Origin of the sequence: Mycolicibacterium hippocampi (genome assembly GCF_010723735.1) — a bacterium.
In the GTDB taxonomy this organism is placed as follows: domain Bacteria; phylum Actinomycetota; class Actinomycetes; order Mycobacteriales; family Mycobacteriaceae; genus Mycobacterium; species Mycobacterium hippocampi.
The window spans coordinates 1,701,193-1,714,828 of the sequence record NZ_BLLB01000002.1 but is presented as its reverse complement, the minus strand read 5'-3'; the positions used below and the strand labels follow the sequence as shown (position 1 = coordinate 1,714,828).

The following is a 13,636-nucleotide window of genomic DNA, read 5'->3' as shown; positions in this document are numbered from 1 at the left end:
GTTGCGCCGCGCCGACAGCTACGCAGCCGCCACCGCCTGCTCAGCCGCCAGCGTCGGCAGCCGCACCGACATTCCCTCCACGGTGATGGCGCCAAAGGAGTAGAAGTTCAGGAAGTTGAACGCCGAGGTGACGACCTGCACCGTCACCGACTGCCCCGGCGCCAGCGTGTGTGCGATCTGCTCCATCGGGATCGTCACCGTGCGCGTCTGCCCGTCGAGTTCGACCGGAATCGGCGTGATGTGGTTGCCCAGCACCAAACCCGTTCTGTCGTCCACGATCTGGGCGTACACGTGCTCGGCGTTGCCATTGCCCGAATAGGTCAGCGTCAGCTCCGGTGCGCCGACGATGTGCGTCGTCTCGGTGGCATCGGGAACCTGCAGGTTCACCGCGTTGAAAGCCCACGTCGCCGACGGCACGCCGAGCAGTGCCGGCACCAGTCCCCTGGTGATGACCAACGGGTTGGGTCCCGAACCGCCGAGGAACGGGATGTAGGCGATCGTCCGGCGATCGGTGCGCACCGCCGTCACCGATGTCATCGACTCCGGCGCGGGATAGCTGTCCGAGGAGAACCAGTCGCCGTTCTGGTCGACCCACTCGAACTGCGGGCCGGTGTCCACATCCTGGCCTTTGACGTACCTGTTCAGCCAGTCCAGCGTCCGGCCGATGACGACCTCGCCGTCGTTGAAGTCGCTCAGGCAGGTGCCGTGGCCGCCGCAGTACCACAGCACCTTGGTGGTGGTTCCCGCCTCGATCAGCGCCAGCGCGTTGGCGTCGGACTGCCCCAACGTGAACAGCGTGTCGACGGTGCCCTGGATCAGCAGCGTCGGCGCGGTGATGTCACCGATCTGGTCGGCGTAGCCCCGGTCGTTGAGCAGGTCGAGGTCCGACTGCGCCACCTGCCCGGTCAGGATGCCCACGATCGCCGCGGGCAGGATCCGCTCGTTGGGCCGCGACAGTGTGGCGACCAGCACCGCGCTCAGCAGCGTGCCCCAACCGCTGCGCACCGACTCGTCGGGGAACAACACCTCGGTCAGGCTGTTCCAGGCGATCGTCGGCACGATCGCGTCGATCCGGTGATCGATTGCCGCCGTGGCCAATTGGATGCCGCCGCCGTAGGACGCGCCCACCATGCCCAGCTTCGGATCGTTCACGCCGTCGAGCGCGACCTCGGGCAGCGTCGCCAGGTAGCTGATGATGTGGGAGACGTCGCGGCCTTCGAAATCCGGTGACTGTAACTGCATCCGGCCATCGGAGCGCCACTCGCCGCGCGGGTCCCAGGTGACGACGTTGTAGCCCGCCCCGCGCAGCGCGCCGATGCCGATGACGTCGTTGGGCAGGAAGCTGTCGACCTCCAGTTCCAGCGTGGTCGAACCGGGCAGCCCCAGCCCCGAGCCGGACAGCACCGTCGGCGCCTGCTCCCCCGCCTCCAGCCCCTCGGCCGGCATGAAGTTGACGAAGATCTTGGCACCGTCGAACGACCTGACCAGCAAGCTGCGCGGCGCCGGGGTGCCCGCCGGAGCCCGGTGGTCGATCGGGAAGCCGATCACCGGGTGGATGACGTCGCCGACGAACGGGATCACATGGGCGAGCCCGACGAGCGGCGTCACCACCAGGGGCCCGAGCACCGGGATCCGCTGCAGCCACTCCAACGGGGGTGTCCATTCGATGATCTCGACGTCGGTCGGGATCGGGTACTGCTCGGCGGCGGCCACCGCCAGGCTGGTGCCCTGCTCGGCGTCGGACTCGGCCGTCAGCTCCCGACCGGCCGCGACCAGCGACATCACCAGCGAGGTCACCGCCGGGGCGACGGGGGCCTCGGTGTCGTCCGCTGCTTCTTCAGTGGTGACGGTGGACAGCTCCGTCGTCACGACCTCGACGGGCTCGGCTGGCTCGGTTTCGGCTTCCGTGGCGGTTTCGGTGGCGGGTGGTGTCTGCTCGGCGACCACGGGCGCGGCTTCGGCGACCAGCGGCTCTTCGTCGACCACCTCGGCCGGCTGCTCCTCGGCGACCACCACCTCGGGTTCGTCGGCCGGTTCCTCGGCTTCCTCGACAGGCGCTTCGTGGTCCCTGTCCTTGACGTCCTCGACCTCATCTGCGACGTCGGAGTCGTCCTCGTCTGCGTCGCGCTCCGGCTCGGGTGCGTCCCGCTCGGAGGCGTCATCGTCGTCGGTGTCGGAGTCGTCGGCTGAGTCCCTCGTTTCGCGGGACTTCGACCGCGTCGACGACGCCTCCCCCGAGGACGCTGAAGACGACACGGACGATGTTGTGGCTGATGAGGAGCCTGCATCGTCGTCGGCCGCGGCCGAACCCGCCCCCATGACGATCGCCGCACCGATTCCCAGTGCCACCGACAGACCGCCCACTCGACCCACATATGCCCCCGCACCCATGGCCAACTCTTACCGTGGCCAACCGACCCTCGGCCGGGCTTTGCGAATTTCTTACCGATGAGTCAGTTGGGCATCGTCTACGCTGCGGAATCCGCGCCGACACCGCGCCTCGGGCGACGGATTCATGGCCTGGAGTGGCATCCAGCGAACTACCACGTTGTCGGGACCGCGCCGACGTCGCGATTCGGCAACGTCGACCGGGGATGCAGGCGCCTCTGGACCGACGCGGTATGGTTTAGCAGGGTTGGCTCTCAGCCCTAACGGATACGTCACGGTGGCGACGTCTTGTCCCTGCCGAGTGTGCGACGTCAGCCGACCATTCCCGGTGTGCGCCCCAGTGGGGGTTTGGTGTCGCAACGTTTCCGAGGTCGTAACGATCAGTGGTACATCGGACGTGCCTGGCTGGCCTTATCCGGTCCAGCCGGTACAGTCAGCCCGTCTGACATTTCGCGACCCCCGATCCGACTGGATCGGGAACCGTCTGGGGAACCGAGGAGGTCTGGCATTACCGCGGCTCACCACCAGCCCGCGGCGGTCGAACTCCAGCGGCTCGCGCAATCCCTGACGCACCAGCAACTTTTTCGCGGGCCAAGGGCACAGATCACAGGCGCCTGCGCGCCGAAGTGTTAGGGGCTTCCATGAGCCGATTTACCGAGACCATGTACGCCAACGCCCAAAGCAGCACCAAGGGCCTGATCACGGGCGAGCCGCACGCACCCGTGCGCCATTCCTGGGCCGAGGTGCACGCACGGGCTCGCCGCGTAGCCGGTGGACTGGCGGCCGCGGGCATCGGCCCCGGTGACGCCGTCGCCGTGCTGGCCGGCGCGCCGGTCGAGATCGCACCGACCGCCCAGGGCATCTGGATGCGTGGCGCCAGCGCCACCATGGTCCACCAGCCCACACCGCGCACCGACCTGGTGCGCTGGGCTGAAGAGACCACCGCCGTCATCGACATGATCGCGGCCCGGGCCGTCGTCATCTCCGACCCGTTCATGGCCGCCGCACCGGTGCTGGCCGGCATGGGGATGACGGTGCTGACCATCGAGGACCTACTGGCCGCCGACCCGATCGAACCGGTCGACACCGACGACGACGCCGTCGCGCTGATGCAGCTGACGAGCGGCTCCACCGGTTCCCCGAAGGCCGTGCAGATCACCCACGCCAACATCGTCGCCAACGCCGACGCGATGACCGTCGGCTGCGACTTCGACATCAACACCGACGTGATCGTCTCCTGGTTGCCGTGCTTCCACGACATGGGCATGACCGGGTACCTGACGGTGCCGATGTACTACGGCGCCGAGCTGGTGAAGGTCACGCCGATGGACTTCCTCAGCGATATCTTGTTGTGGCCCAAGCTGATCAGTAAGTACAAGGGCACCATGACGGCCGCCCCGAACTTCGCCTACAACCTTTTGGCCAAACGTCTGCGCCGCCAGGCCACCCCCGGCGAGTTCGACCTGTCCTCGCTGCGGTGGGCGTTGTCCGGAGCCGAGCAGGTCGACCCGCTCGACGTCGAGGATCTCTGCGAGGCCGGCGCACCCTTCGGCCTGAAGCCCGAGGCGATCATCCCGGCCTACGGCATGGCCGAGACGACGGTCGCGGTGTCGTTCTCCGAGTGTGGCGGTGGCATGGTCGTCGACGAGGTGGACGCCGACCTGCTCGCCGTGCTGCACCGCGCGGTGCCGGCGACCAAGGGCCACACCCGCCGGCTGGTCGTGCTGGGCCAGCCGTTGCACGGCCTCGAATTGCGGGTCGTCGATGAAGACGGTGGCGAACTCGACGCCCGCGGCGTCGGTGTCATCGAGGTCCGCGGCGAACCCGTCACCAGGGGATACACCACGGTCGGCGGATTCATCGCCGCCCAGAACGAACGGGGCTGGTACGACACCGGCGACCTGGGCTACCTCACCGAGGCCGGCGACGTGGTGGTCTGCGGCCGGCTCAAGGACGTCATCATCATGGCCGGCCGCAACATCTACCCGACCGACATCGAACGTGCTGCCAGCAGGGTCGCCGGGGTGCGGCCAGGGTGCGCGGTCGCGGTGCGGCTGGACGCGGGTCGGTCCCGGGAGACGTTCGCGGTGGCGGTGGAGTGCAAGGACTACGCCGACGAGGCCCAGGTGCGCCGGGTCGAGCGGCAAGTCGCCCACGAGGTGTTCGCCGAGGTCGACGTGCGGCCCCGCAACGTCGTGGTGCTCGCGCCGGGCACCATCCCCAAGACCCCGTCCGGCAAGCTGCGGCGGGCGCACGCACTCTCACTGGTGAGCTGACCGAACAGCACCGTTTTGTCGCCGCGCGAGAGGGGTATCGTCCCAGGGCTGATGCCTGATTACGACGCGCAACCCGGCCGGGTGCGCCATGACGAACTTTCGTCCGCTCGACGGGAAGCCGACGAGAGCGACCTGAACGCTGGGATGAGGGGCGTCTCAGGTTTGGTGGCAGGCGCCCGCGAAGTCAGCGAACTGGTCAGCGACGTGGCGCAGTTCGCCGCACACGCCGTTCCAGGAGTCGACGGGGCCAGCGTTGCGCTGTTACAGCCCCAGCACGTCGTGCCTCGTCTGCAGGCATGTGCAGCCACCGCGGAGTTCGTCGAAGAAATCGACACCGCACAGTACGAGGAGCTCCACGAAGGCCCGTGCATCACCTGTATGCAGACCGGGCGGGCTACCGTCAGCGGTTCGCTGGGCGGTGACGATCGCTGGCCGCATTTCGGCGGCAGGGTGGCGCGGATGGGCGTGCATTCAGCGCTGTCCCTGCCGCTGATCGTCGGTGAGGAGGTGATCGGGGCGATCAACACCTATGCCCGCGCCCGCGATGCCTTCGGTGATCATGCGGTGCTGCTGGGTTCCCAGTTCGCCGCGACGGCCGCGGTGTCGGTGCACAACGCGGAACTGCTCGCCAGCGCCCGAGAGCGAACCGAACATCTACAGCGCGCGCTGGGCAGCCGCGCCGTCATCGATCAGGCGATCGGCATCGTCCGCAGTCGCACAGGCGCGACGGCCGAGGAGGCGATCGAGCGGCTGAAGCGGACCAGCCAGGCCGAAAACGTCAAGCTGGTCGTCATCGCCGAACGGCTGGTGGACGAGGCGGTGCGCCGGGCCAAGGCCCGGCACCGCCCCTAACGTGTTGTCGACGAGACGAATTCGGTGATCGAGGCAATCAGCACTGGCCGCGAATGACGGTCGGTAATCAGCCGCCGCGCGACCTCGGTGAGGTGTTCGCCGCGGGCGCGCGAGTAGGCGCGCAGCACGGTGAAGGCCTCCTCGACCGAGATATCGAGGACCTCTCGTAGATACCCTTTCGCCTGCTCCACCACCACCCTGCTGGCCAGCGCGGAGCGCAGTTGTGGCAGCACCGTCGACGGTGTGGGCGCCTGCCCCTGCAGGATCGCCACACACGCGATGTGCGCGAGGGTCTGAGCGACCAGGACGTCGGCGTCATTTAGTTCACCGGGCGCGGTTCCGAAGAGGCCGAGCGCACCCAGCACCAGACCGGCGGCGCGCATCGGGACGGCGTGCACCGAGGTGAACCCGGCGTCCAGGGCGGCGGGCACGAACCGCGGCCAGCGCTGCGCTTCGGCCGTCAGGTCGGCAACCGAGACGAGGTGGCCGCTCGCGTAGCACTCCACGCACGGCCCCTCGTCGGCCTGCAGCTGGAAGAGCTCCAGGTCGCGGGCCTGCTTGGTGGTCGCGGCGAGCAGGTGCAGCCGGTCGAACGGGTCGGCGAGCAGGAAGCCGGCGGCGGCCACATCGAGCAGATGCGCGCAGCGCTCGGTGAGTTCGGTCAGCAGGTCCATCACGTCGAAATCGACGAGCACGCTGTCGACGAGTGTGACCACCGCGTCGAGGACCTGGGTTTCACGCGGAGTGTCAGTCATTCGCCCTCCATCCTGAGCATCGGTACGCCACCCATCAGTCGGACTCCAGCCTGAGTCGGCGCTCGAGAATGTCGCGGGCCACCTCGGTGGCGGCGCGGCCGGTCGCATAGGCGTGGGCCCGCAGCCGCAGCAGCGCCTCGGCGGGCTCGATGTGCAACTGTGCCACCAGCATGCCGGTGGCCTGGCTGACCTCCGCCCGTGACAGCGTGTTCAGCTCGGTCCACGCGTTGCTGCCCGGGTCGCTCGCAGCAGCCTTCATGTCGGAGTCCAGCAGATCGAGAAGCGGGATCCCGGCCAGCTCCGCGGCGACGATCGCCCCGGTGAGCTCACCGCCGGCGAGTTTGCCCGGCAACACCCGGAAGAAGTCCAAAGCGCCGACGTACTCACCGGCGACCACCACCGGCATGGCGTACACGCCGTGGATCTTGAGATCGAGCATCGCGGGGCCGTAGATGGGCCAGCGCTTGTCGCGCGGGTCGGCGAGGTCGGTGACCAGCACCGGCGCCCGCCGGGAGATCGACTCCAGGCACGGCCCCTCGCCGAGGGTGAACTGCAGTTCGTCGTACTCCCTGGCATGTTGGCTGCTGGAGCCCAGCGTTCCGGTGTTGGCGCCGTCGAACACCAGTGAGATCGCCGCCGCGTCGATGTCGAGCAGCAGCACACACGCCTCACAGAGCCGGTCGGCGGCGTCTGTGCCGCACCGGCCGTCGACTGCAGCCAGAAGTTGTTCACGGATCGCCACTTTCAACCGATCCGGTTCCCGCCCGCGCGCCCGTCAGCCCCAGAACCCATGCTTCTTCCATCTCTTCTCATCGCCTTCGACGTGCGTCCACTCACCCATGGCGTAGCTGAACGGCTGCCGGGCACCGCCACGCACCACGTCAAGGCTGCCGTCATGGTGTTTGACGAAGCTGTCACCGAACCGCATGTACTGATCGGTGCGGCCGTCGGGGAGCGTCACGGTGACCGTCATGCGCGACTCAGCGCACCGTCTCGGGAATCGTGTTCAGCGTGTGCAGCACGTGCACGGCGAGTTCGCCCGCGGCCTTGTCTCCGAGCTTGGAGTGATCCTTGATGGTGTCCTTGACGAGTTCGACCCGCCGGTCATAAGGGGATCGGATCTGAGTTGGTGCAGCCATGGTGAAATTCCTTCTTAGTCGGGCATGTTCGCTCGGAACCGAGCTGCCCGATACCGTTAACGGTACGCCCTCGCCAGACAATCGGTGTCAGCACCGGCGTTTGCGTGACCGCTCACGCAATGCCGTTCGGAGACCCCCCGCCGAACCGCCACGGGCACTGCCCGCAAACTTGCGTTCGGAAGCGGTTTCGGGCGCGTCGTCACTGGTGGCGACCAGGAACCGGTCGGGAAGGGCCAGCTTGTGGATCGTGCGCAGCACCAGAAAGTACTGGTGCACAAGCGAACTGCTGGTGTAAGGCAGATCGTACTTGTCGCACAGCTCGCGGACCCGCACCGCGATCTGTGCCAGCCGGTTGCTCGGCAGGTCGGGGAACAGGTGGTGTTCGATCTGGTAGCACAGGTTGCCGCTGGAGAACGCCAGCAGCGGGCCGGCATTGAAGTTGGCGGCACCGAGCATCTGACGCAGGTACCACTCGCCGCGGGTCTCGTTGTCGAGCACGTCGGCGGTGAACTTCTCGGCACCGTCGGGGAAGTGCCCGCAGAAGATCACCGCGTATGCCCAGAAGTTGCGCAGCAGGTTCGCCGCCGCATTGGCTGCCAGGGTGCGGCGCCAGCGCGACCGGCTCAGCGCCGGGAACAACACGTAGTCCTTGACCGACTGCCGGGCGATCTTGCCGGCGAAGGACTTTCTTGCCTGGACGACCTTTTCGCGGTCCGGCAGCAGACGGTCACGCTCGGAGTGAATGCCGTGCAGGCCGATTCCCCACTCGAAGATACTGGCCAGCAACAGGTTACGCAGCGGCTGAAACAGGTGTTCGGTTTTCCACGGTTGGTCCCGGGTCATCCGGATGACACCGAAACCCAGGTCGTCGTCCACGCCGACGATGTTGCTGAACACGTGGTGGCGGTAGTTGTGCGAGTATCGCCACTGCGACGACACCCCGACCATGTCCCATTCCCAGGTGGTCGAGTGGATCTCCGGATCGTTCATCCAGTCCCATTGACCGTGGCCGACGTTGTGGCCGATCTCCATGTTCTCGATGGACTTGGCGTAGGCCAGCGCCGCGGTTCCCACGGCCCAACCGGTGCGGGACCGGGTGCAACCGATCAGCAGGCGCGCGGCGACGTCGAGGGTGCGCTGGAACTTGATGGTGCGCCGGATGTAGGCGGCATCCGCGGCGCCGCGTGACTCCTCGATCTCACAGCGCAGGGCATCCAGATCGTTGGCGAAGGCTTCGATCTCCGCCTCGGTCAGATGCGAGTACGCAGCGATGTCGGCGATGGCCAATGCAGTGTCCTGTCGGTCCGTCCGGGCGATAAAGGGTGCGGGCTCGTGGTGGAACCCAGGGAGTGCGGACCACCAGCCATATCGGTTGACGACGGCAGCTCGTCGGCGTTGCTTCCAGGTTAATGAGGTCGACTGCATGCGTCAACGCGACCTGTAAGGTCATGAGGTCGGGACCAACCGGGGCCCAAGTCGAGGGGGTCGGCGTCATGACACGAAGCGCTGAACCACAACGGCTTTCACTGGGTGTGCTGGCGCACTCCCGCAAGCCCAATGAACGTAGACTGGCTATCCATCCGGCGCATCTCAGCAGGATCGAACCCGGCATCCAGCAGCAGATCTTCCTCGAGCACGGGTACGGCGCACAGTTCGGCGCCACCGACGACGACCTGGCCGGCCTGGTCGCCGGCATCCACACCCGTGAGCAGCTCATCGCCGACTGCGACGTCGTCCTGTTGCCGAAGATCCAGGCCGAGGACCTCGCTGAAATGCGAGTGGGCCAGACCATCTGGGGCTGGCCACACTGCGTGCAGGATCCCGCGCTGACCCAGGTCGCGATCGACCGGCAGTTGACGCTGATCGCGTTCGAGGCGATGAACCACTGGCAGTCGGACGGCGGGTTCGGCCTGCACGTCTTTCACAAGAACAACGAACTGGCCGGCTACTGCTCGGTGCTGCACGCCATGGCGCTGGCCGGGATCACCGGCAGCTACGGCCGCCGGTTGCGTGCTGCGGTCATCGGGTTCGGCGCGACCGCCCGCGGCGCCGTCACCGGCCTCAACGCCCACGGTGTCGACGAGGTGCACGTGCTGACCAACCGCGACGTCGCTGCCGTCGCGTCACCGATCCACTCCACCCAGATGGTGCAGATGGGACGCGCCGCAGACACCCCCAACCCAGACCACCCCGACCGGATCTGGGCGGACACCCCGGACGGGCGGATGCCGGTCGCGGACTTCCTGGCCGAGTTCGACATCGTCGTCAACTGCGTCCTCCAGGACCCCGAATCCCCGCTGGTCTTCGTCACCGAGGCGGAGCTGGCATCGTTCAGTGCCGGCAGCCTGGTGATCGACGTGTCCTGCGACCTCGGCATGGGGTTCGACTGGGCCCGCCCGACCTCGTTCACCGATCCGGTCATCGAGATGGCCAACGGCGTGCAGTACTACGCCGTCGACCACAGCCCGTCGTACCTGTATAACTCGGCGACCTGGGAGATCAGCGAGGCGCTGCTGCCGCACCTGGAAACGCTGCTGGCCGGACCCGCGACCTGGGAGCAGACCCCGACGCTGGCGCGGGCCATCGAGATCCGCGACGGTGTGGTGCTCAACCCCGCCATCCTGTCGTTCCAGCACCGCGACGAGACCTACCCGCACCGGCTCAGGTGATCGACACCAGCTGATCCATCGAGTCCCTGGGAAGATCGCCGTCGACGACGGCGCTCACCACGAGCGAGTCCAGGGTGATCGCCCCGTCGTGGTTGGTCAGGAAGGCGATGTCGGCGGCGTCGCGGCCGGTGGCGATGCGCACCAGGGACTGCCGGGGCGCCAGCAGGGTCCCGTCGACCACCCGCCACTGCCCGTCGACGAACGCCTCGGCGACGGCGTGGAAGTCCATCGGGTACAGCCCCGGCGCATACACCGAGACAGCGCGGGCGGGCACGTTGACCGCGCGCAACAGCGCCACCACCAGATGCACGAAGTCCCGGCACACCCCGGCGCCGGACAGCATCGTGTCCACCGCCCCGTCGATGGGGTCACTGGACCCCGGGACGTAGTTCAGCCGTTCGCCGACCCAGGAGGACACGTTCGCGAGCAGGTTCGCCGAATCGATGTAGCTGCCGAATTCGGTTGCGGCGAAACCGTAGAACTTGTCGGCCTCGGCATAGCGGCTGGGTCGCAGATACATCGACAGGTCGTACTCGGTGACCGGGGCCGGGTCGGTGTGACCGATGACGGTCGCCGAGTAGCCGACCGAGAGCCGCCCGGGCGGGACGTCGCTGAGTTTGTGGATCCGGTTGCCGTGGGTGCCGCTGATCTCTCGGGCCTGCAACGGTCGTCCGTCCAGAACAAACGACAGCGACTCCCACACCTCGGTGTTGGGGTGCGGCGCGACGGCGATCTGGAACTCCAGCGTCGTCGCCGCGGTGATACCGACCTCGAGCTCTGCCCCCACCCGTCGCTTCACGGTCACCCCTTCGTTCATTCGGTCAGTGCGGCGAGCAGTTCGGTCATCGGCACCGTCGCGATACCGATGGCCGCGTCGTTGATGCCGTACGGCAGGACCAGGGTCCCGGCGTGCACCAGCGCTCCGCACGAGTAGACCACGTTGGGCACGTAGCCGTCCTGCTCGTCGGCCGCGGGGCTCAGCAGTGGCTCCCGCAGCCGGCCCACGAGCCGCGTCGGATCGTCCAGGTCGAGCAGGATCGCCCCGATGCGGTACGTCCGCATCGGGCCGACGCCGTGGGTGAGCACCAGCCAGCCGGCCTCGGTTTCGATCGGTGGGCCGCAGTTGCCGAGCTGCAGTGCCTCCCAAGCCTCGGTCGGGCGCTGGCAGGGAACCGAGTCGGTCCACTGGAACGGATTGTCGGTGAAGGCAATCGAATTCGACTCGCGGTCGCTTCTGGACACCGCGGCGAACCTGCCACCGATCAACCGCGGGAACAGCGCCAGGCCCTTGTTGGCGGCGGCACGGCCGACCAGCGGCGTCGACGTGAAGCACCGGAAGTCCTCGGTTTCGAGGAGCTGCTGGGCGATCTCCGACCCGCTGTAAGCGGTGTAGGTGGCATAAAACGTCACCGACCCGTCGTCGTGGGTGAAGCGCACGAAGCGGGCGTCCTCCATGCCGGCCGCCTCGGCCGCCATTGCCGGCGACAGCACCCGCTCGGACAGCGGGATGTCAGGACCGAACTCGACGGCGTAGGTGCGTTCGGCGACCGCCCGGATCTGCGAGATCGTCTGCAACGCATGGCCCCGCGTTTTCAGATGGCCCTGTAGCTTGTCGAGTTGCTCGTCGAGGTCAGCTCTTGTGAAGCGGTCGCCGAGCGCGTCGAGCACGTAGTCGGCGGCCTCCCCTCCGACCCGGAGCCGCACCAGTTCGCTGCGGAACACGGCCCCATCGAGCAGCGTCGACCGCACCGAGCCGACGGTGGCGTACGGCACCGGCGTGTCGATCGTCACCCCGCCGGAAGCGTCGACGACACCGGTGCGGAACTCGATGGAGGACCGGTGGCCCTCCCCGATGCCGCGCACGCTCATCACGAAGCGCAGGCTGCCCGGCTCGGTTCCCGACTGATCCGGATGGGCGACCAGGCTCGGGTTGCACAGCGCCGCACCCTCGATGGCGTACTCGCTGGTGAACGTCGCCCCCAGCAACAACATTCGGTCTTCGGACAGGGCGGCGCCGGCGTCCAGCCGGTCGGCCAGTTCGCGGGCGTGCCGCCGGAAGGTCCCCGTCAGGTCACGGTGCCGCTTGCCGAAGCGCGCGACGACATCGCCCAGCGATGCACGCACGTCTTCCTCGCTGAGAGCCAGGATCCGCCTGAGCACGGCGCCGGCGCGGGAGTCGGCGAGCTCGTAATCCTGCTGACCCGGAACGAAGAGCTGCGCGAGGACCCTCGACGGGTCGGCCGACAGTCGCTGCGGGATCCGGGTGACGAGCTCGGCGAGCACCGAAGTCATTGCTGCACAGTCGAAGGCAGCGTGCCCTTCAACGGGATCTGTGTTCGGCGAGGACCCGCTGAGCCAGCCGGATGTAGGCGTCGGCCACCACCGACCACTCCATGTCCGGTGCCAGCTGCCGAGCTTCGGCGGCCATCGATCCGGCCAGTCGCGGCTGCGTCAGGACCTGGCGTAGCGCGGTGCGCATCGCGTCCGGGTCATCCTGGCTGACAACCAGACCCGCACCGCCACAGAGCAGTTCGATCGCGTGGGGAAATGCGGTGGCCACCACCGGCCGGCCACTGGTGATGGCGTCGACGAGGACACCGGAGGTGACCTGATCGGCGTCGTCGTAGGGCACCACGATCACCGAGGATGACTGGATCAGCGCGGCCAGCATGGCGGCGCCGTAGTACTGGGCGTCGAACGTCACCGAATCCGCGACACCGGCGAGGCGCGCCCGTTCGATGAGGGAGTCGCGGTAGGCCTCGCCTTCGGCGGCAAGCACCTTCGGGTGCGTCCGGCCTGCCACCACGTAGCGCGGTCGGCCCGGGACGTCCTGCAGCGAGGCCATCGCGTCGATGACCCGCTCGATGCCCTTGCCCGGACGCAGTAGGCCCCACGTCAAGATCGTGGGTCTGCTCGCGCGCTTGACGCGCGGCGCCGTGGGAAGGCTCGCCCCGTGCGGGATCGTGACCACCTTGTGGCGATCCACCGCATAGGTCCCGGTCAACCGCTGGCACGCGGCGTCGGACATCACCACCACACGATCGGCCTTGGCCGCGATCGTGTCGAACACCTGCCGCTGATGTGACGTCGGGTTTTTGAGGACGGTGTGGGCGACGACAATCGACGGGACCCGTAGCTGCTCGAGGATGTCGAGTACCTCCACGCCGTCGGTACCGCCGTAGATGTCGTAGTCGTGCTGGATCACCGCGACGTCTCTGAGATTGAGCGCTTCGGCACATTCCGCCACCGACCGCGCGGAGCCGTTGACCAGTTCGGCGACGACCTGGCTGCCCGTGGGCGCCGAGTCGTCGGCCACCCGCACCACGCCGACCTCGGATCCATGCCCACTCAGCGCGCTGGACAGTCCCGCACTGAACCTCGCCAAGCCGCACGGCGTCGGCGGGTAGGTGCTCAGCACACCGAACCGGACGGTCTTGGAGAGTGACTGCCGCGCAGCAGGAGCAAGGATTGATTGAAAAGTGGGCACAGAGTTCAAGGGCGATCCCGACGTAACGGTTGCTACCGGCGTATCCGGCGTGAGCGATTGCTCGGCGAGA

The 13,636-nt window shown here is 67.6% G+C and carries 12 protein-coding genes; 3 read left to right on the top strand and 9 right to left on the bottom strand.

The window, feature by feature from the left end:
- Positions 1 to 18 precede the first annotated feature (18 nt).
- Entirely contained in the window at positions 19 to 2,391 is a 2,373-nt protein-coding gene (locus G6N53_RS09395) for a CocE/NonD family hydrolase (RefSeq protein ID WP_163888234.1), read from the bottom strand.
- A 638-nt stretch (positions 2,392 to 3,029) separates the two neighbouring features.
- Here G6N53_RS09395 and G6N53_RS09390 point away from each other — a divergent pair.
- Both G6N53_RS09390 and G6N53_RS09385 read left to right on the top strand, forming a co-directional pair.
- Complete coding sequence (locus G6N53_RS09390) at positions 3,030 to 4,664, top strand: fatty acyl-AMP ligase (protein ID WP_163888233.1); 1,635 nt, start codon at positions 3,030 to 3,032, stop codon at positions 4,662 to 4,664.
- Positions 4,665 to 4,715: 51 nt separating this feature from the next.
- Entirely contained in the window at positions 4,716 to 5,516 is an 801-nt protein-coding gene (locus G6N53_RS09385; RefSeq protein WP_163888232.1) for a GAF and ANTAR domain-containing protein, read from the top strand.
- Here the strand turns inward: G6N53_RS09385 and G6N53_RS09380 are convergent.
- The 5 genes from G6N53_RS09380 to G6N53_RS09365 form a co-directional block, all read right to left on the bottom strand.
- On the bottom strand, positions 5,513 to 6,271 hold the full coding sequence (locus G6N53_RS09380) for a GAF and ANTAR domain-containing protein (protein ID WP_163888231.1): 759 nt from the start codon (positions 6,269 to 6,271) through the stop codon (positions 5,513 to 5,515). The genes G6N53_RS09385 and G6N53_RS09380 overlap by 4 nt on opposite strands.
- A 34-nt stretch (positions 6,272 to 6,305) precedes the next feature.
- Entirely contained in the window at positions 6,306 to 7,013 is a 708-nt protein-coding gene (locus tag G6N53_RS09375) for a GAF and ANTAR domain-containing protein (RefSeq protein WP_163888230.1), read from the bottom strand.
- Positions 7,014 to 7,046: 33 nt separating this feature from the next.
- A complete protein-coding gene (locus G6N53_RS09370) occupies positions 7,047 to 7,244 on the bottom strand; it encodes a hypothetical protein (protein ID WP_163888229.1) in 198 nt (65 codons plus the stop codon).
- 7 nt (positions 7,245 to 7,251) lie between these two features.
- Positions 7,252 to 7,410, bottom strand: a complete 159-nt coding sequence (locus G6N53_RS29860) for a DUF6307 family protein (RefSeq protein WP_205390339.1) — start codon at positions 7,408 to 7,410, stop codon at positions 7,252 to 7,254.
- 87 nt (positions 7,411 to 7,497) lie between these two features.
- Positions 7,498 to 8,697, bottom strand: coding sequence for a fatty acid desaturase family protein (locus G6N53_RS09365; protein ID WP_163888228.1), 1,200 nt, complete (start codon positions 8,695 to 8,697; stop codon positions 7,498 to 7,500).
- A 206-nt stretch (positions 8,698 to 8,903) separates the two neighbouring features.
- Here G6N53_RS09365 and G6N53_RS09360 point away from each other — a divergent pair, with 206 nt between their 5' ends.
- Positions 8,904 to 10,079: a N(5)-(carboxyethyl)ornithine synthase gene (locus G6N53_RS09360; RefSeq protein ID WP_163888227.1), complete on the top strand. Its 1,176-nt coding sequence runs from the start codon at positions 8,904 to 8,906 to the stop codon at positions 10,077 to 10,079.
- Here G6N53_RS09360 and G6N53_RS09355 read toward each other — a convergent pair.
- From G6N53_RS09355 to G6N53_RS09345, 3 genes are read right to left on the bottom strand one after another with little or no spacing between them, the layout of a single operon-like run.
- The gene (locus tag G6N53_RS09355) at positions 10,072 to 10,866 is read right to left on the bottom strand and encodes a transglutaminase-like domain-containing protein (protein WP_163895672.1); all 795 of its coding nucleotides are present in this window, start codon (positions 10,864 to 10,866) and stop codon (positions 10,072 to 10,074) included. The two genes, G6N53_RS09360 and G6N53_RS09355, sit on opposite strands and share 8 nt — an antisense overlap.
- A gap of 26 nt (positions 10,867 to 10,892) precedes the next feature.
- Positions 10,893 to 12,371 (bottom strand): glycoside hydrolase family 130 protein, encoded by a 1,479-nt coding sequence (locus tag G6N53_RS09350; RefSeq protein ID WP_163888226.1) that lies wholly within the window; start codon positions 12,369 to 12,371, stop codon positions 10,893 to 10,895.
- A 28-nt stretch (positions 12,372 to 12,399) separates the two neighbouring features.
- Positions 12,400 to 13,497, bottom strand: coding sequence for a glycosyltransferase (locus G6N53_RS09345; RefSeq protein WP_371870811.1), 1,098 nt, complete (start codon positions 13,495 to 13,497; stop codon positions 12,400 to 12,402).
- Between the last annotated feature and the right edge of the window lie 139 nt (positions 13,498 to 13,636).

Bases quoted from the DNA above. Each gene is read 5' to 3' on its own strand.
- G6N53_RS09395 (WP_163888234.1), bottom strand. From the start codon at position 2,391: ATGGGTGCGGGGGCATATGTGGGTCGAGTGGGCGGTCTGTCGGTGGCA.
- G6N53_RS09390 (WP_163888233.1), top strand. From the start codon at position 3,030: ATGAGCCGATTTACCGAGACCATGTACGCCAACGCCCAAAGCAGCACC.
- G6N53_RS09385 (WP_163888232.1), top strand. From the start codon at position 4,716: ATGCCTGATTACGACGCGCAACCCGGCCGGGTGCGCCATGACGAACTT.
- G6N53_RS09380 (WP_163888231.1), bottom strand. From the start codon at position 6,271: ATGACTGACACTCCGCGTGAAACCCAGGTCCTCGACGCGGTGGTCACA.
- G6N53_RS09370 (WP_163888229.1), bottom strand. From the start codon at position 7,244: ATGACGGTCACCGTGACGCTCCCCGACGGCCGCACCGATCAGTACATG.
- G6N53_RS29860 (WP_205390339.1), bottom strand. From the start codon at position 7,410: ATGGCTGCACCAACTCAGATCCGATCCCCTTATGACCGGCGGGTCGAA.
- G6N53_RS09360 (WP_163888227.1), top strand. From the start codon at position 8,904: ATGACACGAAGCGCTGAACCACAACGGCTTTCACTGGGTGTGCTGGCG.
- G6N53_RS09350 (WP_163888226.1), bottom strand. From the start codon at position 12,371: ATGACTTCGGTGCTCGCCGAGCTCGTCACCCGGATCCCGCAGCGACTG.